Genomic DNA, 19,781 nt, shown 5'->3' with positions numbered 1-19,781 from the left:
AGCGGCTTCAGCCGTCAGTCAGGTTGCGAATTTAGTCCAACGGTCTACAGTGAAAAAGAGTGCTTTTTATTCTCCCTGCGGTGGCCCGTTGGATAAAAATGGATATTATCAATAACTTAATCGATGAGATCTACCAGGCGACCTTTCCGCTGGCCAGTCGTGAGCGGCTGTTCTCCCATATCCGCGAGGCGCGCGCCGCGATAAAAATGGCCCGCAAGCCGCACTGGGATGAAAAAGATGTGGTGCTGATAACCTATGCCGATCAGTTCCGCGAGAGCGAAGCGCCAACCCTGGCCACCTTCTGCCGTTTTTATCAACAGCATCTGCGTGACACCTTTAACCTTGTCCATCTGCTGCCGTTTTTCCCCTACTCCTCCGACGATGGCTTTTCGGTAATTGATTACCACCAGGTCAACCCAATCTGCGGCGACTGGTCGCATATCGCTGAACTTCACCGCCATACCCGGCTGATGTTCGATTTCGTCTGCAATCATATGTCGGCACACAGCGCATGGTTTAAACACTTTCTGGCGCTCGACCCGGGCTGGGATGACTTTTTTATCAGCATGCCGCCCGCCACCGATCTGAGCAGCGTCACGCGTCCACGCACCTCGCCGCTGCTGACGCCGTTTGATTTCGCCAACGGCGAGAAACGTTTTATCTGGACCACCTTCAGTGCGGATCAGATCGATCTGAACTTTGGTAATCCGCAAGTGCTGATCCGCATGGTGGATGTGCTGCTCGATTACCTGAAAAAAGGCGCTGACTATGTACGGCTGGATGCTGTCGGCTATATGTGGAAAACCCCGGGCACCAGTTGTATTCATCTGGAGAAAACCCACCAGCTGGTAAAACTGTTTCGCGCGATCGCCAATGAGGTGGCGCCGGGTACGGTGATCATTACCGAAACCAATGTGCCGCACAAAGACAACATCAGTTATTTTGGTAATGGCCACGATGAAGCCCAGATGGTGTATCAGTTTTCCCTACCGCCGCTGGTCCTGCATGCCATTCATAACGGTTCCTCACGCGCCTTGCGCCAATGGGCCGCCTCACTCGATTCCGGCGGCGGCAACACCACTTTTTTTAATTTCCTTGCCTCCCACGATGGCATCGGCCTGAATCCGGCACGCGGTATTTTGCCGGAAGTCGAGATTGTCGCGCTGGTGCGCGATCTGGCGATGGAAGGGGCGCTGATCTCGTATAAAAACAATCCCGATGGCACCACCAGCCCGTATGAAATCAACGTCACCTATATGGACGCGTTAAATAAGCAGGATGACGACGACGAAACCCGTCTGCGCCGCTTTATGCTGGCGCACGCACTGCTGCTGGCTTTTCCGGGCGTACCGGCGATCTATATTCAGAGCATTTTAGGTTCGCGCAACGATATGGAAGGGGTGAAAGTCGCCGGACATAACCGGGCGATTAACCGCGAAAAATATGCCGTATCCGGCATCGATCGGCAGCTTACTACGGGTGAAGGTTTGCGCCAGCTGGTCTTTACCCATCTCAGCGCGCTGATCCAGCTACGCACCCGACAGCCCGCGTTTCATCCTGATAATCCGCTGGAAATTCTCGACAGCGACAATGCGCTGTTGATGCTGCGCCGCCGCAGCCGCGACCATCAGCACAGCCTGCTGTGTGTCTATAACCTGAGCGGCAAAAGTACCGAAGTGCAGTTACCGGAAGAGAGAAAGTATCGCGATATTATTCGTGAAGAGATTATCGAGGGGAGTGAACCGGTTACGCTGCCGCCATGGCACTATCTGTGGCTCAAAACGGGCATATCGTAATATACGATATACCCGCAATATCTCGACAGGTTACAGCACCTGCATGGCGGTGAAGTCGATCAGTTGCTGGCAGAACGCCTCGGGGTGCGAAATAAAAGGCGCATGTGCCGCCTTGCCGATGACCGCGGAGCGGCTGTGCGGCCACTGCACATCCAGCAACTGCGCCGCCTTACGCGGCACCAGCCCGTCGAGATAACCATAAATACGCAACAAGGGCAGCGTCAGGCCGCACATCTCAGCGCGCAGATCGGCGGTGCGCAGGATCTCCAGACCGCCCTCCAGCACCGCCACTGTCGGCATGGGCTGCGATAACACCACCTCTTTTAACCGGCGCGCATCCTGACGCGCATACTCGGTGCCCAGCGTTTGCAACGCCAGAAAGCGCTCAACGGTACGCTGAAAATCGCTGCTCAGCTGCTGCTGAAAACTCTGCAAGGTTTGTGGCTTAATCCCCGGCCAGTCGTCCCGCGCGGTAAAGCAGGGCGAAGAGGCCACGCTGATTAACCCCAGCACCCGCTGCGGATAGCGCAGCGCCAGCCGACTGGCGACTAAACCGCCGAGCGACCAGCCAAGCCAGATAGCCTGTTCGGGCATTTGCGGCAGCAGGCTATCCACCATGTTATCCAGCGATAGCGGACCAAAATCACCGCTGCGACCGAAACCGGGCAGATCGACCAGGTGCAGACGAAAATGCGGGCTGAGCCGGTCAATAATGCCATGCCACACGGTGGCATTCAGTCCCCATCCGTGCAACAGCACAAGATCGACTTTTCCTGTGCCGGTAGTCTGCCAGTAAAGCTGCGCCATCGGTTATTGTCCTGTTTTTGCTATCGAGGTCGCTATGCTACCAATGCCGGGATGTTGTTGGCTATGCCTGATGCCGCTGGCGCTGTATCAACAGGGCATCTGTAGTCTGTGCTATCGGCAGTTACCGCCCTGCCCGCCCGTCTGCCCGCGCTGCGGACTACCGTCGGCCGGGGGGCGGCAGCCGTGTGGTCGCTGCCAGCGCCGCCCGCCGCCCTGGCAGGCGCTGATATCAGTTAGCGACTATCAGCCGCCGCTCAGTGTGCTGGTAAACCAGTTCAAATTTCATCAGATAACAGCACTCTCTGTGATGTTGTCGCGGCTTATTTTGCTAAGCTGGTTAAAGCAACGGCGTGCGCACCAACTGGTGCGCCCGGACATGATGCTGGCGGTACCGCTTTATCAGCGGCGGGCATGGCGGCGCGGTTACAATCAGGCCGATCTGCTGGCACGCCGGCTGGCGCACTGGACGGGCTGCGATTACCACCCACAAGGGCTACGCCGGGTACGGGCAGGCAATGTTCAGCATCATCTGAGCGCCAGCGCCCGCCGAAAAAACCTGCGTGGCGCTTTTAAGCTTGAAATAGCGGTACGCGGACGTCATATCGCGTTGGTTGACGACGTCGTCACCACCGCCAGTACCATTAGCGAAATTAGTCGTCTGTTACAGGCCGCTGGCGCTGCCAGCGTGCAGATCTACTGCCTGTGCCGAACCTTGTAGAGCGCCAGTGATGGGCGTATTATAACCAACTGAATTAGTCAACTATTGAGCACTAGCCATGATCCGAATTTCTGATTCTGCGCAAGAACACTTCGCAAAACTGCTGTCAAACCAGGAAGATGGCACCCAGATTCGCGTATTCGTTATTAATCCGGGTACGCCAACCGCCGAGTGTGGCGTCTCCTACTGTCCGCCCGATGCAGTAGAAGCCACAGATACCGAACTGAAGTTCGAAAAGCTGTCAGCCTATGTTGATGAGCTCAGTGCCCCCTATCTGGCTGACGCTGAAATTGATTTTGTCACCGATAACCTTGGCTCCCAGCTAACGCTGAAAGCGCCTAACGCTAAAATGCGTAAAGTTGCTGATGATGCGCCGCTGATCGAACGCGTCGAGTATCAGTTGCAGTCACAGATTAACCCACAGCTGGCGGGCCATGGCGGTAAAGTGTCGCTGATGGAGATCACCGAAGAAGGCTACGCCATTCTGCAGTTCGGCGGCGGCTGTAACGGCTGTTCAATGGTCGACGTGACGCTGAAAGAAGGTATCGAGAAAGAGTTACTGCAGACTTTCCCGGAACTGAAAGGCGTGCGCGATCTTACCGAGCACCAGCGCGGCGAACACTCTTACTATTAAGTTTTTGCGCGCGCGACTTGGCACGGGCGGCATTAATGCCGCCCCTACGGGTGATCTCACTGAAACACTGTAGGGGAGGCATTTATGCCTCCCGTCGCATTTATGCCTCCCGGCGCATTAATGGCCGCGGTTTATACTTTGCGCCGGCGCCGGTCGATATCTTTTAGCAGGCGATTAACGTAATCATCCGCGAAAATCTCCTCCAGAGTTTTACTCAACCGCCGACGCCAGTTGGGATATTGATCGGTGGTGCCTGGCACATTGACCGGCTTTTCCATATCCAGCCAGTCCTCCGGCTGTAACCCCAGCAAAGCACTGCCGCTGTCGGCAATAAACCGCTGCATCCCACGATTCAGTACCGGCGACATCACCATCTTTTCCGCGCGTTTACCGGTGCGCTGCGGCACGCAACCATATTGATGCAGTGCATTCAGCAATGCCTGCCGCTGCCGCTGCCGCTGCTGATGCAGACCACGCAGGATCACTTTATCGGGATACAACCCCAGACTCTCACCGAGTGTCAAATCCCCTGCACTCCAGAAACCACGCAGCGTCGGTAAATCATGCGTGGTGGCGCTGGCCATTGATTGCCGCGGCCAGTCAGCAGGCGCACGATAACTATCCGCCGTCGCCTGTTCAAAATAGAGCACCTTCCACGAGTAGACGCCGCTATCGCGTAGCTTGCCGATAATTTCGACCGGCACAGTACCGAGATCTTCGCCAATCACCATGCACTGATGACGCTGGCTCTCCAGCGCCAGAATCGCCATTAAGTCCTCGACCGGATAATAGACATACGCGCCGTGATCGGCGGTTTCACCATAGGGGATCCACCACAGGCGCAGCATCGACATCACATGGTCAATACGCAAGGCGCCGCAACTGGCCATATTGGCGCGTAACAGATCGATAAATGGCTGATACCCCCGCGCCGCCATCACATGCGGGTCCATCGGTGGCAACCCCCAGTTTTGTCCCAGCGGCCCCAAAATATCCGGCGGCGCCCCGACGGAGGCTTTCAGACAGTAGAGCTCACGGTCGCACCAGGTTTCCGCTCCCCCTTCCGCAACGCCAACCGCCAGATCGCGATACAGCCCGATCGGCATCCGCCGCTGCCGGCTCTGCTGCCAGCACTCATCAAACTGCCGGTTCGCCAGCCATTGCAGCCATAGCCAGAAACGCACTTCCTGCTGATTTTTCTGGCAAAACATCTGCACCGCTTCGTTATCCGCATGCTGATAAGCCTGTGGCCACACCGGCCAGCCCCAGCGCTGCGCATCCTGCTGCAACATCGCACCATGCAGCGCATCGTAAGCCGCCTGATAAAACAGACTGCCGCCGCCCTGGGTGATAAAACGCTCAAAATGGAGACGGGTTTTATCCTGTTCATCACGCTGGCAGAATTGCTGCCAGGCCAGACGCAACCCGGCAATTTTCAAATCGCTAACCGTCTGATAATCAACCCATTCACTGCCGCGCGCCTGATTCAGCGCCTGTTGCGTGGCAGGCAACTGCCACCAGTGCCGGGCAGCATCACTGTGCTGAAAATCAGGTACCCGCGTGACATCGATATAAATCACATTCAGCCAGCGGCGGGAGGAAGGGCTATAGGGGCTGGCACTTTCCGGGTTAGCCGGATAGAGCGAGTGAATCGGATTGAGACCAATAAAGGCGCCACCACGATCGGCTATCTGATCGAGCATCCGCAGCAGATCGCCAAAATCACCAATGCCCCAATTATTCCCGGAACGTACGGTATATAGCTGGACACAGGCGCCCCACAGTTTTTTGCCGGCGCGCAATGCCTCCGGCTCAAAACAGCGTTTCGGCGCGACAATAACGCGGCAGGGCCATTGTTGTTTATCCTGGCTCAGGGTCAGTTGGTGATAACCGATAGCCAGACGTGCGGGTAACGTCAGCATTTCGCCGCCCTTCACCTCACCTTCATACTGCCTGCCACTCTCGGTCTGCAGATGCCAGCGAAAGCGCCCGTTGCCAGCAACCGGCAAATTCAGCTTGCGCGTACCACTAAACACTTTAGCGGCAGGCAATGGCGCAGCGCTGACCGGCTGCGGATTGGCCATCGCCGCCAGCAGGCGTCGTTTGGTTTCTGGCGCAATCGCTTCCGGCTGGCCCTTCGCATTAATATAACTGGATGCAATACCGGCCGCTGTTGCGGCCTTATCAAGTTGTTTTGAATCCATGGAGCGTCCTGATAAACCTTGCCTGTCAGGCGTAATTGTCGCAGCCAGTCCGGACATGGACAGCGCGCAAAACCACAGCGTACCGGCAGTACCTGAGATTGTTGAACACTGTCCGGGTCAGACCAGCAAGTAAAATAGCCGGAAATCAGCCCAGCCTTTTCGCCTGCCAGATCCTTGCCTGATAATCCCTGATGGAGCGATCCGAACTAAACATCCCGGTACGCGCGGTATTCAGAATCGCAGTGCGCGTCCAGCCGTCCTGATCGCGCCACAGCTGTTCCACCCGCTGTTGCGCCGCGCAGTAGCTGGCAAAGTCCGCCAGCACCAGCCAGGGATCGCCGCCTTTGGTCAGACTATGCAGCATCATCTCAAAGGCGTGTTTATCACCATTGCTAAAGAAACCGTTTTCCAGCTCTTTCAGCAGATTATTCAGGTGTTTATCTTTCTTACGCAGCTTTAGCGGATCGTAACCTTTGGCTTTCAGCGCTTTAACTTCATCGACGGTATTGCCGAAGATAAAGATATTCTCTTCACCCACCTGCTGCGCAATTTCAACATTGGCGCCATCCAGGGTGCCAATAGTCAGCGCGCCATTGAGCGCCAGTTTCATATTGCCGGTACCCGAGGCCTCATAACCGGCAGTGGAGATCTGCTCGGAAAGATCGGCGGCCGGGATCATTAATTCGGCGGCGGTAATGCGGTAATCGGGAATAAACACCACTTTCAGGCGATCGCCCACCAGCGGATCGTTATTGATCTTTTCGGCAACTTTATTGATCGCATAAATAATATTTTTCGCCAGGTAGTAGCCCGGCGCCGCTTTGGCGCCGAACAGAAACACCCGCGGCACGCTCTCCTGCTGCGGGTTGTCGCGCAGCTGACGATAGCAGTGCAGGATATGCAACAGCCCGAGATGCTGGCGCTTATACTCATGCAACCGTTTGATTTGAATATCAAACATCGCCTTTGGATTGACCGTAATGCCGGTCAGATGATGGATATAGCTGGCCAGCCGCACCTTATTGTCATATTTAATCTGACGATAGCGCTGACGGAATGCGGCATCATCGGCCAGCGGCTCCAGAGCCGTGAGCGCATCCAGATTATTGGCCCACTCGACATTTAACGTTTCATCGATCAGCGCCGCCAGCGCCGGGTTACACTGCTTCAGCCAGCGACGCGGCGTAATGCCGTTGGTGACATTATGAAATTTATGCGGCCACAGCTGGTAATATTCCGGGAACAGATCTTTCACCACCAGATCGGAGTGCAGCGCGGCCACACCATTAACGGCAAAGCCGCTGACCACACACAGGTTTGCCATCCGCACCTGTTTATCGTGCAGTACCGCCAGTTTCGCCCACACCGCTGCATCACCCGGCCACTGCTTATCAACCAGCTTCTTAAAGCGTCGGTTGATCTCCTGGATAATCATCAGATGACGCGGCAACAGACTGCGCATCAGTTTCTCATCCCAGCGCTCCAGCGCTTCCGGCATCAGGGTATGGTTGGTATAGGCGAATACTTTACTGGTAATCGCCCACGCCGCTTCCCAGGCCATCTGATGCTCATCCAGCAGCACACGCAACATCTCCGGAATAGCGATGGTCGGATGGGTATCATTCAGTTGGATCACTTCGTAGTCTGCCAGTTCGCCAATTTTGCGACCGGCCAGGTGGTGACGGCGTAGAATATCCGCCACCGAACAGGCGCACTGGAAGTACTGCTGCATCAGGCGCAGGCGCTTGCCTTCCTGATGATTATCATTCGGGTAGAGCACTTTGGTCAGTTTGGCGGCATCGATACCCTGCTGCTCCGACTGCAAAAATTTACCATCATTAAACAGCGTCAGATTAAACGGATGACGATGGCTTGCCTGCCACAGACGCAGCGGTTGCGCCACGCCGTTGCGATAGCCGATTACCGGCAAATCCCAGGCTTCGCCGCGTATCACCAGGGCAGGGGTCCAGTGGATTTCACCGTTTTCGCCACGCGTCACTTTGCCGCCAATCGACACATCGACATCCAGCGCGGCATTATGGCGGAACCACGGGTAATACTGGCGCTGCCAGTCATCAGGCGCTTCCTGCTGCTGGCCATCATTAAACGACTGGCGGAACAAGCCATACTGATAGTTAAGACCATAGCCGGTGGCTGACTGACCGACAGTAGCCATCGAATCCAGGAAGCAGGCCGCCAGACGTCCCAGCCCCCCGTTACCCAGTGCCGGATCCACCTCCTCCTCCAGCAGCTCACTCAGGCTGACCTGCTGCTCAGCCAGCAACGCCTGCACCTCATTATACCAGCCGAGATTCAGCAGGTTATTACCGGTCAGACGACCAATAAGAAATTCCATCGAAATATAGTTAACATGGCGCTGATTTTTTACCGCCGCCGCCGCCGGTTGTGCCGCCAGCAATTCGGCCAGCGCGCCGCTGACGGCTTGCCACCACTGATGCTGATTCATTTCCTCGGCGGATTTCAGACCTGCATGTTGCCACTGACGCGTAAGCGCTGCCTCAAAACGTGCCTTATTAAATTTTTGCTGCGACATAAATCTCTTCCGGTAAGTGAATAGTTTCGCCAAAAATTGATGCGCACATGCTGACGGTTGCAACCTCGCGCAGCATCATCCTGTTAGAGGCTTAGACGGGGATGAGTTGCAGGGCGTAGCCTGAAATGTGATCGCCAGCACCGTTAATTTAAGACGGCAATACGGAAAAAAGCTCCCTGTTAACGCTATTCCACGAAAAAAAAGTACAAAAATCATCAGGGGAGCCTACACATGGCAGTAACGCTCTGCGATGACCACAGGCGATAGCAGATCACAGGTCGCAAAAACCATCTCCCCTGGCTGATTATTTCGTAATTTGTTGTGATCCCCGTCGCTTAAAAAATTAACATTTCCGTTAAGGAAGTGTGATGAGGTGCAACATAATGAATTCTCATCGGATCGCGCCTTGCTTTAATCCCCGGTCTGGCTAAATGTATTTAATTACACAGCGTAAAATAATTCCGATTGTTTCCTCTCTATAGCCAAAGATTTCCTGATACTGGCGCTGCACGCCAGCGGCTGGAAACTCCAGAGGTATAGTCACACAGTGAAGTGTCAGCCATGCTAATTCCATCGAAACTCAGCCGTCCATCGCGGCTTCAGAACATCATTGTTCGGGAGCGTTTGATTGCAAGGCTCGCGAACATCAATCTCTATCGACTGGCGCTGGTAACCAGTCCCGCCGGCTATGGCAAAACCACGCTGGTTGCGCAGTGGGCGGCGGATCAAAGCGATCTCGGCTGGTACTCGCTGGATGAGAGTGATAACTACCCGGAACGCTTCGCCAGCTATTTTATGGCGGCGATTCAGCAAGCCACTGGCGGTTATTGCCTGCGCAGCGAAGCCATGGTGCAAAAACGCCAGTATGCCAATCTCAGCGCGCTATTTTCTCAGCTGTTTGTCGAGCTGTCGGAATGGCACCGTCCGCTGTTTTTGGTGATTGATGACTACCATCTGCTGACCAATAGCGCCATCCATCATGCAATGCGCTTTTTTATTCGTCATCAGCCGGAAAATCTGACGCTGGTGATCCTTTCACGCAACCTGCCGTCACTGGGGATCGCCAATCTGCGGGTACGTGAACAGCTGCTGGAAATTAACAGTCAGTCGCTGGCGTTTACCCATGCGGAAGCGAAACAATTTTTTGATTGCCGCCTGCTACAGCCGATTGACGCCAGCCATTCGCAGCGTTTGTGCGATGAAGTGGCTGGCTGGGCCACCGCGTTACAGCTTATTGCCCTATCAGAGCGTCAGTCGAATACGCCCATCCACCAGTCCGCTCAGCGTCTGGCCGGTATCAATGCCAGCCATCTGTCCGACTATCTGGTTGACGAGGTACTCGACTGCGTCGATGAAGCCACCCGTAACTTCCTGCTGCGCAGTTCGGTGCTGCGCTCAATGAATGACGCGCTGATTTCACGGATTACCGGTGAAGAAAATGGTCAGTTGCGTCTGGAAGAGATCGAACGCCAGGGGCTGTTTCTGCAACGGATGGATGACAGCGGCGAGTGGTTTAACTTCCATCCGTTGTTTGCCAGTTTCCTGCGCCAGCGCTGTCAATGGGAACTGGGTAGCGATCTGCAGCAACTGCACCATGCGGCGGCCGAAGGCTGGATGGCGCAGGGCTTTGCCGGTGAGGCGCTGCATCATGCGCTGGCGGCGCAGGATACGCTGTTATTGCGTGATATTTTGCTGCGCCATGCCTGGTCGCTATTTAATCACAGCGAGCTGACGCTGCTGGAAGAAGCTCTGCAAGCTCTGCCGTGGCTGTTGCTGGTGCAAAACCCGCGCTTGATCCTGCTACAGGCCTGGCTGGCGCAGAGTCAACACCGCTATGGCGAAGTCAATCTGCTGTTGGCGCGCGCCGAGCAGGAGATGGCGCTGCAGCAGGTGGCCATTGATGGCGAACTGAGCGCCGAGTTTGATGCCCTGCGCGCGCAGGTCGCTATTAATGCCGGTAAGCCGGAAGAGGCTGAACGGCTGGCGATCCAGGCGCTGAAGATGCTGCCGCTGGCGAACTATTACAGTCGTATTGTCGCCACCTCGGTCAGGGGTGAGGTGTTACACTGCCAGGGCGAACTCAGCCAGGCGCTGGCGATGATGCAGCAAACCGATCAGATGGCGCGTCAGCATGATATCTGCCACTACGCACTCTGGGCGTTACTACAGCAGAGCGAAATTCTGCTTGCCCAGGGCTTTTTGCAAACCGCATATGAAACCCAGCAAAAAGCCTTTGAACTGATCGAGTCCGAAGGGCTGCAACAGCTGCCGATGCATGAATTTTTACTGCGTATTCGCGCACAGCTACTCTGGTCATGGTCGCATCTGGATGAAGCCGAAGCCGTAGCACGCCAGGGGCTGGAGGTGCTGGCAAACTTCCAGCCGCAGCAGCAGCTGCAATGTCTGGCGATGCTGGCGAAATGCGCGCTGGCGCGCGGCGATATCGATAATGCCCGCCGCCACCTCAATCGCTGTGAGAACTTGCTGAGCAACGGCCAGTATCACAGTGACTGGGTCACCAACGCCGACAAACCGCGAGTGATTTACTGGCAGATGACCAACGATAAGGTAGCGGCGGCCAACTGGCTGCGCCTGACGCCAAAACCGGCAGATGCCGATAATCATTTCCTGCAGGGACAATGGCGAAATATTGCCCGCGCGCAGATTCTGCTCGGGCAATATGATGAAGCGGAGGTGGTGCTGGAGGAACTGAATGAAAATGCCCGCCGCCTGCGCCTGGTCAGCGATCTTAATCGCAATCTGTTGCTCAGTAATGCCCTCTGGTGGCAGACCGATCGTAAAAGCGAGGCGCAAAAAGCGCTGATTGAGTCGCTGGCACTGGCAAATCGCACCGGCTTTGTCAGCCACTTTGTGATTGAAGGGGAAGCGATGGCGCAGCAGTTGCGTCAGCTACTGCAGCTGAATACCCTGCCGGAGCTGGAACAGCATCGGGCGCAGCGTATTCTGCGCGACATTAACCAGCATCACCGGCATAAATTCGCCCATTTTGATGAAACCTTTGTTACCCGTTTACTGACGCACCCGCAGGTGCCGGAGCTGATCCGCACCAGTCCGCTAACGCAGCGGGAATGGCAGGTATTAGGACTGATTTACTCCGGGTACAGCAACGATCAGATCGCCAGTGAGCTGGACGTGGCGGCCACCACGATTAAGACCCACATTCGTAATCTGTATCAGAAACTGGGCGTGATGCACCGCCAGGAAGCGGTACTGCAGGCGCAGCAGTTACTGCATTTAATGGGAATGGGGGTGGCCTGAACGGCGCCCCATCCCGCGGCGTTTCAACACAGCTCGAGATGAACCTCATGCTGTTCAATAACCTTCATCACACTTGGCGGCGGCGGCTCGTCGGTATACAGCTGATCAATCAGGCTCATATTCCCCAGGTTCACCATGGCGTTACGGCCAAATTTCGAGTGGTCAGCCACCAGGATCACACAGCGCGAATTCTCAATAATGGCCCGCTTGGTACGCACTTCGTGATAATCAAATTCCAGCAGTGAACCATCCATATCAATACCGCTGATACCGAGAATGCCGAAATCGAGACGAAACTGGGAAATAAAATCGAGAGTCGCTTCCCCCATAATGCCGCCATCGCGGGTACGCACTTCGCCGCCGGCCAGAATCAGCCGGAAATCGGGCTTCGCCATCAGCAGCATCGCGACGTTAAGGTTATTGGTGACGACACGCAGATTATTGTGATTCAGCAACGCGTGCGCCACCGCCTCCGGCGTGGTGCCGATATCAATAAATAGCGTGGCGCCATCAGGGATCTGGCTGGCCACGCGTTGGGCGATGCGCGCCTTTTCCGCCGACCACATCATCTTACGATCCTGCCACGCGGTATTTTCGGAGCTGGAAGGCAGAGCCGCACCGCCGTGATGTCGCTGTATTTTATTCTGATCGGCCAGATCGTTAAGATCACGGCGGATAGTTTGCGGACTGACGTCGAAATGCTCCACCAGCTCTTCAGTGCTGACATATCCCTGACGACGGACCAGATCAATAATCGCGTCGTGACGTTGCGTTTGCTTCACAAAAATCTCCGAGCATGCTACCCGCAGGCAGATGCATTTTATTTGCGTACCTGACGCGTATCGACCAGCGCCATTGCCAGCCCGACCAGCAGGCCAGTAACATGGGCGGCATTGGCAATCGATAAACCAAACGCACCAAAGTAGCCGATAACCAGCCACAAAATAGAGAAGGCCATCAGGCCACGCTCAAGAAAGATGCCGCTGGCCGGATCGCGCTCGCCGCGCAGCCAGGCATATCCCATCAGCGCATACACCACGCCCGATAAGCCACCAAACCATACCCCGCTGAATTTCGCCTGCATCCAGCCACTAAGCAGCGCGGAAATCAGCGCAATCACCACCAGCTTGCCGGTTCCGAGACGCTTTTCGACGGCGCCGCCGAGATACCACCACCACAGCAAATTAAACACAATATGCAATAACGAGAAGTGCAGCAACGCATGACTGAACCAGCGCCACAACTGGAAATATTGTCCTTCATCGGCTGGCCACGCCAGCCAGTACATCACCGCACGATCGCCGACCACCTGCATCAGAATATAGACCGCCACGCAGGCAACCATTATCGTCAGGGTCAGCGGACCGGCACGCTGACGAATAGTGGCCAGAACCGACGTATGCTGATAACGCAGACCGCTGGTGGTGCTGCCCGACTGCCAGCTGGCGGCCTGATAACGCGGGTGCAGCGGATCGCGCACAAACTGCTGAAGTTCGTTTTCGACCAGATCGGCTTTCGAATCATCATCCAGCAAAATAGTATAGGCCTCGTCATGCTCAATACGCAGCACAACGCCGCGCGTGGCCATGTAATCCACAAATGCCTGTGCCAGACGCGGATTGGTGAAATGAGTAATACGCATCATAGTGGGTTTCAGCCCTTGTCCTTATCTGAATTGAGCGTTTTTGCGGAAATAATCAGCGCGTTTCTGCCTCAACCTGCTGCGGGAACGCCACGCGCCAGGCTTCAAAACCGCCGTCCACGCTGTACACCTGCTCGAACCCCTGGGTAAGCAGATACTGCGCGGCGCCTCTGCTGCTATTGCCGTGATAGCACATCACCAGCACCGGCGTAGCGAAATCCGCCTGCTGCATAAAGCGCTGTAGTGAATCATTAGTGAGATGGAAGGCGCCAGTGGTATGCGCCAGGGCGAAGCTTTGCGGATCGCGGATATCAACCAGCAGTGCCGCGCCCTGCGCCAGACGCTGTTGTGCCTGCAGTACGTTGATACATTCAAATTGTTCCATGGTGGGTTCCAGTCAATATCTAAACTAATGAGCATATTGTAACCTGAACCCGGCCAGCAATAACCAGATTAACAGAAAGGTTACCGCTCTTTTCTGACGCCAATTATGTTACCTGCATCACGCATAAATGTTTTTATTACGTTAACGCTGGCATCAATGTTGGTTTACGATTAATATAATGTTCGAAAACGAACATATTTGAACTATTACGAGCATCGGGGGAGATGACGTGGAAACCAAAGATCTGATCGTAATCGGCGGCGGCATCAACGGTGCCGGTATTGCAGCCGACGCTGCAGGACGCGGCCTGTCTGTGCTGATGCTGGAAGCGCAAGATTTGGCCTGCGCGACCTCTTCCGCCAGCTCCAAATTGATCCACGGCGGCCTGCGCTACCTGGAACACTACGAATTCCGGCTGGTCAGTGAAGCGCTGGCCGAACGCGAAGTGCTGTTGAAAATGGCGCCGCATATTGCTTTCCCGATGCGCTTCCGTCTGCCGCATCGGCCGCATCTGCGTCCGGCATGGATGATCCGCATCGGTCTGTTTATGTACGATCATCTGGGCAAACGCACCAGTCTGCCCGGCAGTAACGGTGTGCGTTTTGGCGCGGACTCGGTACTAAAATCTGAAATTGTGCGCGGTTTCGAATATTCAGACTGCTGGGTCGACGATGCGCGCCTGGTTGTGCTGAATGCCCAGGAAGTGGTGAAGCGCGGTGGTGAAGTACGTACCCGCACCCGCGTGACGCGCGCATGGCGTGAAAACGGGCTGTGGATGGTGGAAGCCGAAGATATCGACAGCGGTAAAGTCTTTACCTGGCGCGCCAAAGGTCTGGTGAATGCCACCGGCCCATGGGTGAAACAACTCTTTGACGATGGTCTGAAACTGAAGTCACCGTATGGCATCCGCCTGATCAAAGGTAGCCATATCGTGGTGCCACGCGTTCACACGCAGAAGCAGGCCTATATTCTGCAAAACGAAGATCACCGGATTGTGTTTGTGATCCCGTGGCTGGATGAGTTCTCCATTATCGGCACCACCGACGTTGAATACCAGGGCGATCCGAAAAACGTCAGGATTGACGACAACGAGATCGACTACCTGCTGAAGGTGTATAACGCCCACTTTAAGAAAGATCTGGCGCGTAAAGATATTGTCTGGACCTACTCCGGCGTGCGTCCGCTGTGCGATGACGAATCCGACTCACCACAAGCCATTACCCGTGATTACACGCTGGATGTGCATGATGATGAAGGACAGGCGCCGCTGCTGTCGGTGTTCGGCGGCAAACTGACCACCTACCGTAAACTGGCCGAGCATGCGCTGGAGAAGCTGGCGAAGTACTATCCTGATGCCGGCGCCGCCTGGACCCGTGACTGCGTGCTGCCAGGCGGTAATATCGCCGGTAATCGCGAAGATTACGCCGCCAGCCTGCGTCGTCGCTACAGCTTTATCAGCGAAGCCATGGCGCGTCACTTTGCCCATACCTACGGCAGTAACAGCGAACTGTTCCTGAAAGCGGCCAGCAGTCTTGATGATTTAGGCGAGAACTTCGGTCACGACTTCTATGAAGCTGAGTTGCGTTACCTGGTGCAACATGAATGGGTACGTGAACTGGATGATGCCATCTGGCGTCGTACCAAGCTGGGAATGTGGCTGAATCAGCAGCAGCAGGCGCGGGTTAGCGAATGGCTGGCTGAGCATCAGAAAAAACCGGCGTTATCTCTGGCGTCGTAATTCTGCCGGCGGCATCAATGCCGCTGTTACCGGCGATTGCATTGAAACACCACGGGCGGCATATTTATGCCGCCCGTGGTATTGATGGCCCCATGTGCCGGGGTTACAACCTTATCGGCGAAATATGCCAAATTTCATCAGCATATTCCTGAATGGTACGGTCAGAAGAGAAGTAGCCCATATTGGCGATATTACAGGCCGCACGGCGTTGCCACTCCTCCGGATGCTGATACAGCTCATCCACCCGCTCCTGGGTATCAACATAGCTGCGATAATCAGCCAGTAGCTGATAGTGATCGCCAAGGTTAACCAGTGAATCAAACAGGTTGCGATAACGTCCCGGCTCCTGCGGGCTAAATGCGCCGGTGGCCATCTGCGTCAGGGCCTGGCGCAACTCCGCATCGTCATCATAATACTGATGTGAGTTGTAGCCTTTACGGCGCAGTTCTTCCACCTGCGGCGTGGTATTACCGAAGATAAAGATATTCTCCTCGCCAACATGCTCCCGCATCTCCACATTAGCACCATCAAGGGTACCAATGGTCAGGGCGCCATTCAGGGCAAACTTCATATTACTGGTACCGGAAGCCTCGGTGCCCGCCAGTGAAATCTGCTCGGAGAGGTCCGCCGCCGGAATAATGATTTGCGCCAGGCTGACGCCATAGTTCGGAATAAACACCACCTTCAGCTTATTCTTCACTTGCGGATCGGCGTTAATTACCTTCGCCACATCATTGATTAAATGGATAATCTGCTTCGCCGTGTAATAAGCCGAGGCGGCTTTACCGGCAAAGATATTCACACGCGGCACCCAATTAGCGGTCGGATCGGCTTTGATACGGTTATAACGGGTGATGATATGCAGTACGTTCAGCAGCTGACGTTTGTATTCATGAATACGTTTAATTTGCACATCGAATAACGCCGTCGGATCCAGCACAATATCGAGGTTTTTCGCCACCCACTCCGCCAGCCGCTTTTTGTTGGCCAGCTTGGCTTCCGCGATATCCTGGATAAAACTCGGATAATCAATATGCTGCTTCAGCTCATTCAGCTCGCTCAGGTCGGTGCGCCAGGTACGGCCAATCGCTTCATCCAGCACATGCGATAATGGCGGATTCGCCAGCGCCAGCCAGCGTCGCGGTGTCACGCCATTGGTCTTATTGCAAAAACGGCCAGGGAACAGTTTGGCAAAATCAGCAAACAGTGATTGCACCATCAGATTGGAGTGCAGCTCAGAAACGCCGTTCACCTTGTGGCTGATCACCACGGCCAGCCACGCCATACGCACCTGACGACCATGATTTTCATCGATAATCGAAATGCGCGCCAGCAACTCCCAGTCGTCCGGATAGTGATCCTGAATCGTTTTCAGGAAGTAGTCATTGATATCAAAAATAATCTGCAGGTTACGCGGCAAGATTTTGCCGATCATATCCACCGGCCAGGTTTCAAGCGCCTCACTCATCAGCGTATGGTTGGTATAAGAGAACACCTGGCAGGTTACTTCAAACGCATCATCCCAGGTAAACTTATGCTCGTCGATCAGCAGACGCATCAACTCGGGGATGGCCAATACCGGATGGGTATCGTTGAGATGAATGGCGATTTTATCGGCCAGATTGTCGAAAGTTTTATGCATCAGCCAGTGACGATTCAGGATGTCCTGCACCGTGGCCGACACCAGGAAATACTCCTGGCGCAGACGCAGTTCGCGCCCGGAATAGGTTGAGTCATCGGGATAGAGCACGCGCGACACGTTTTCTGAGTGGTTTTTATCTTCCACCGCAGCGAAGTAGTCACCCTGGTTAAATTTGCCGAGGTTGATCTCATTACTCGCCTGCGCACCCCACAGACGTAAGGTATTGGTGGCATCGGTATCGTAACCCGGGATGATCTGATCATAGGCGGTTGCCAGCACCTCTTCGGTTTCAACCCAGCGCGCCTTACCGCCTTCCTGCTGAATACGACCGCCAAAACGCACTTTATAGCGGGTATTAAAACGCTGAAACTCCCACGGATTGCCATATTCCAGCCAGTAGTCCGGCGATTCCGCCTGGCGTCCGTCAATAATGTTCTGTTTAAACATGCCGTAATCGTAACGAATGCCGTAACCGCGCCCCGGCAGCCCCAGCGTCGCCAGCGAGTCGAGGAAGCAGGCCGCCAGACGCCCCAGACCGCCATTGCCTAAGCCGGGATCGTTCTCTTCTTCCATCAGTTCCGCGAGATCAAAGCCCATCTCTTCCAGCGCGCGGTTAATATCATCGTAGATACCCATTGCCAGCAGCGCGTTGGAGAGCGTGCGGCCGACCAGAAATTCCATCGACAGGTAATAAACCTGACGCACATCCTGTGACAACTGAGCACGATTGGAGCGCAACCAGCGCTCGACCATGCGGTCGCGCACCGCCAGCAGCGTGGCGTTCAGCCACTCGTGCTTATTCGCCAGAGAGGGGTCTTTGCCCAGCGTAAACATCAGTTTATAGGCGATTGAGTTTTTCAGTGCTTCCACACTGAGTGTCGGTGAGGCGTAGGTGAAAGGTGCGTTCATATCAAGTATCCCATATCCTGGTTACAGCAAGCGTTGATAAAGATCGCGGTAGGCAATGGCCGCCACCTGCCAGCTAAAATCCATCCCCATCGCCTGGCGCTGAACAAAACGCCATAGTGAAGGACGTGACCACAACACAAATGCACGCCGGATCGCTCTTAGCAACGACCAGGCATTACTGTCTTCGAACGTGAAGCCACTGGCGATACCATCCGCCAGGTTCTCCAGGGAACTGTCATTTACCGTATCAGCTAAGCCACCGGTACGGCGTACCAGCGGCAATGTGCCATACTTCAGACCGTATAATTGTGTCAGGCCGCAAGGTTCAAAACGACTTGGCACCAAAATCACATCAGCCCCACCAATAATGCGATGGGAAAAAGCTTCATGATAGCCAATCTGTACGCCGACCTGCCCCGGATGCTCCGCCGCCGCCGCAAGGAACCCCTGTTGCAGCACCGCATCACCCGCGCCCAGCAGCACCAGCTGACCACCCTGTTCCAGTAATCCTGGCAATGCCTCCAGCACCAGGTCCAGCCCTTTTTGCCGCGTTAAACGACTGACCACCGCAAACACCGGCACCTTGTCATCGACTTTTAATCCCATGGCAATTTGCAGCTGGCGTTTATTCTCCGCTTTCGCTTCCAGCACGTCACGGTTATAGCGTGCGCTCAACAGCAGATCTTGTGCCGGATCCCAGATCGCCGGATCGACGCCATTCAGAATGCCGCTCAGCCGCCCTTCACGCAACCGTTGCGCCAGCAGTGACTCCATACCATAGCCAAACTCCGGCTGGGTGATCTCATGCGCATAGGTCGGGCTGACCGCCGTGATATGATCGGCATAGAACAGCCCGGCCTTCAGATAAGAGATTTGCCCGAAAAACTCCAGCCCGTGCATATTAAAAAACGACTGCGGCAGCTGGATCTGCTCCATATGATGCGCGGCAAACAGCCCCTGGTAAGCCAGGTTATGTACGGTAAATACCGATTTCGCCGGACGGCCACGCGCCGCCAGATAGGCGCAGGCCAGTCCCGCATGCCAGTCATGGGCATGGATAATATCCGGACGCCACCAGGTATCCAGCCCACATGCCAGCTCACATCCCATCCAGCCAAGTAAAGCAAAACGTAAATGGTTATCGATATAGGAAAACTGTGATTCATCGTGATAAGGGCTGCCGGGACGATCGTACAAGCCAGGCGCTTCAATCAGATAAATCCCGACACCATTAAAATGACCAAAATGCAGGCGAACAAAACCAGCAAAGGTTTGCAGTTCTGCGACCACTTCCGTATTGGTAATCCCTTTGCGCAGGTCAGGAAACATCGGTAATAACACCCGGGTATCTGTACCTTCCGCAATTTGCGCTGCTGGTAATGCCCCTACAACATCCGCTAAGCCACCTGTTTTTAGCAGCGGAAAAAGTTCTGAACAGACATGTAAAACCTGCATTCTGGGCTCCTTTAACTA

At 55.0% G+C, this 19,781-nt stretch carries 13 protein-coding genes; 5 read left to right on the top strand and 8 right to left on the bottom strand.

Annotated elements, in window-relative coordinates; all coding sequences use genetic code 11:
* The first annotated feature begins 98 nt into the window (after positions 1–98).
* Positions 99–1,796: an alpha-amylase family glycosyl hydrolase gene (locus JWF83_RS04755; RefSeq protein WP_413649055.1), complete on the top strand. Its 1,698-nt coding sequence runs from the start codon at positions 99–101 to the stop codon at positions 1,794–1,796.
* A 30-nt stretch (positions 1,797–1,826) separates the two neighbouring features.
* Here the strand turns inward: JWF83_RS04755 and bioH are convergent, their stop codons facing one another.
* The gene (gene bioH, locus JWF83_RS04750; RefSeq protein WP_413649053.1) at positions 1,827–2,603 is read right to left on the bottom strand and encodes a pimeloyl-ACP methyl ester esterase BioH; all 777 of its coding nucleotides are present in this window, start codon (positions 2,601–2,603) and stop codon (positions 1,827–1,829) included.
* Between the two features lie 34 nt (positions 2,604–2,637).
* Between bioH and gntX the strand changes: the two genes are divergently transcribed.
* Together gntX and nfuA are read left to right on the top strand one after the other, a co-directional pair.
* Positions 2,638–3,321: a DNA utilization protein GntX gene (gntX, locus tag JWF83_RS04745; RefSeq protein WP_413649051.1), complete on the top strand. Its 684-nt coding sequence runs from the start codon at positions 2,638–2,640 to the stop codon at positions 3,319–3,321.
* 58 nt (positions 3,322–3,379) lie between these two features.
* A complete protein-coding gene (gene nfuA, locus JWF83_RS04740; RefSeq protein WP_413649049.1) occupies positions 3,380–3,955 on the top strand; it encodes a Fe-S biogenesis protein NfuA in 576 nt (191 codons plus the stop codon).
* Between the two features lie 131 nt (positions 3,956–4,086).
* Here the strand turns inward: nfuA and malQ are convergent, their stop codons facing one another.
* Both malQ and malP read right to left on the bottom strand, forming a co-directional pair.
* Positions 4,087–6,159 (bottom strand): 4-alpha-glucanotransferase, encoded by a 2,073-nt coding sequence (gene malQ / locus JWF83_RS04735; protein ID WP_413649048.1) that lies wholly within the window; start codon positions 6,157–6,159, stop codon positions 4,087–4,089.
* Positions 6,160–6,304: 145 nt separating this feature from the next.
* Positions 6,305–8,713: a maltodextrin phosphorylase gene (malP, locus tag JWF83_RS04730; protein WP_413649046.1), complete on the bottom strand. Its 2,409-nt coding sequence runs from the start codon at positions 8,711–8,713 to the stop codon at positions 6,305–6,307.
* Positions 8,714–9,274: 561 nt separating this feature from the next.
* On the opposite strand from malP, the gene malT reads away from it, so the two are divergent.
* The gene (gene malT / locus JWF83_RS04725) at positions 9,275–11,992 is read left to right on the top strand and encodes an HTH-type transcriptional regulator MalT (protein ID WP_413649045.1); all 2,718 of its coding nucleotides are present in this window, start codon (positions 9,275–9,277) and stop codon (positions 11,990–11,992) included.
* A 23-nt stretch (positions 11,993–12,015) separates the two neighbouring features.
* Here the strand turns inward: malT and JWF83_RS04720 are convergent, their stop codons facing one another.
* The 3 genes from JWF83_RS04720 to glpE are packed head-to-tail and all read right to left on the bottom strand — an operon-like array spanning position 12,016 to position 14,019.
* Positions 12,016–12,774 (bottom strand): DeoR/GlpR family transcriptional regulator, encoded by a 759-nt coding sequence (locus JWF83_RS04720; RefSeq protein WP_413649043.1) that lies wholly within the window; start codon positions 12,772–12,774, stop codon positions 12,016–12,018.
* Between the two features lie 38 nt (positions 12,775–12,812).
* On the bottom strand, positions 12,813–13,634 hold the full coding sequence (gene glpG / locus JWF83_RS04715; protein WP_413649172.1) for a rhomboid family intramembrane serine protease GlpG: 822 nt from the start codon (positions 13,632–13,634) through the stop codon (positions 12,813–12,815).
* A 55-nt stretch (positions 13,635–13,689) separates the two neighbouring features.
* Positions 13,690–14,019 (bottom strand): thiosulfate sulfurtransferase GlpE, encoded by a 330-nt coding sequence (glpE, locus tag JWF83_RS04710; RefSeq protein WP_413649041.1) that lies wholly within the window; start codon positions 14,017–14,019, stop codon positions 13,690–13,692.
* Positions 14,020–14,248: 229 nt separating this feature from the next.
* Between glpE and glpD the strand changes: the two genes are divergently transcribed.
* Positions 14,249–15,757: a glycerol-3-phosphate dehydrogenase gene (gene glpD, locus JWF83_RS04705; protein WP_413649039.1), complete on the top strand. Its 1,509-nt coding sequence runs from the start codon at positions 14,249–14,251 to the stop codon at positions 15,755–15,757.
* Between the two features lie 103 nt (positions 15,758–15,860).
* Here the strand turns inward: glpD and glgP are convergent, their stop codons facing one another.
* Positions 15,861–18,308, bottom strand: a complete 2,448-nt coding sequence (gene glgP, locus JWF83_RS04700; protein WP_413649037.1) for a glycogen phosphorylase — start codon at positions 18,306–18,308, stop codon at positions 15,861–15,863.
* A 21-nt stretch (positions 18,309–18,329) separates the two neighbouring features.
* On the bottom strand, positions 18,330–19,763 hold the full coding sequence (glgA, locus tag JWF83_RS04695) for a glycogen synthase GlgA (protein WP_413649035.1): 1,434 nt from the start codon (positions 19,761–19,763) through the stop codon (positions 18,330–18,332).
* Positions 19,764–19,781: the final 18 nt, after the last annotated feature.

The organism is Pantoea sp. B65, from assembly GCF_047308185.1.
Taxonomy (GTDB): domain Bacteria; phylum Pseudomonadota; class Gammaproteobacteria; order Enterobacterales; family Enterobacteriaceae; genus Erwinia.
This window is presented reverse-complemented; position numbering and strand designations above follow the sequence as displayed.

Bases quoted from the DNA above. Each gene is read 5' to 3' on its own strand.
- JWF83_RS04755 (WP_413649055.1), top strand. From the start codon at position 99: ATGGATATTATCAATAACTTAATCGATGAGATCTACCAGGCGACCTTT.
- bioH (WP_413649053.1), bottom strand. From the start codon at position 2,603: ATGGCGCAGCTTTACTGGCAGACTACCGGCACAGGAAAAGTCGATCTT.
- gntX (WP_413649051.1), top strand. From the start codon at position 2,638: ATGCTACCAATGCCGGGATGTTGTTGGCTATGCCTGATGCCGCTGGCG.
- nfuA (WP_413649049.1), top strand. From the start codon at position 3,380: ATGATCCGAATTTCTGATTCTGCGCAAGAACACTTCGCAAAACTGCTG.
- malQ (WP_413649048.1), bottom strand. From the start codon at position 6,159: ATGGATTCAAAACAACTTGATAAGGCCGCAACAGCGGCCGGTATTGCA.
- malP (WP_413649046.1), bottom strand. From the start codon at position 8,713: ATGTCGCAGCAAAAATTTAATAAGGCACGTTTTGAGGCAGCGCTTACG.
- malT (WP_413649045.1), top strand. From the start codon at position 9,275: ATGCTAATTCCATCGAAACTCAGCCGTCCATCGCGGCTTCAGAACATC.
- glpG (WP_413649172.1), bottom strand. From the start codon at position 13,634: ATGCGTATTACTCATTTCACCAATCCGCGTCTGGCACAGGCATTTGTG.
- glpE (WP_413649041.1), bottom strand. From the start codon at position 14,019: ATGGAACAATTTGAATGTATCAACGTACTGCAGGCACAACAGCGTCTG.
- glgP (WP_413649037.1), bottom strand. From the start codon at position 18,308: ATGAACGCACCTTTCACCTACGCCTCACCGACACTCAGTGTGGAAGCA.
- glgA (WP_413649035.1), bottom strand. From the start codon at position 19,763: ATGCAGGTTTTACATGTCTGTTCAGAACTTTTTCCGCTGCTAAAAACA.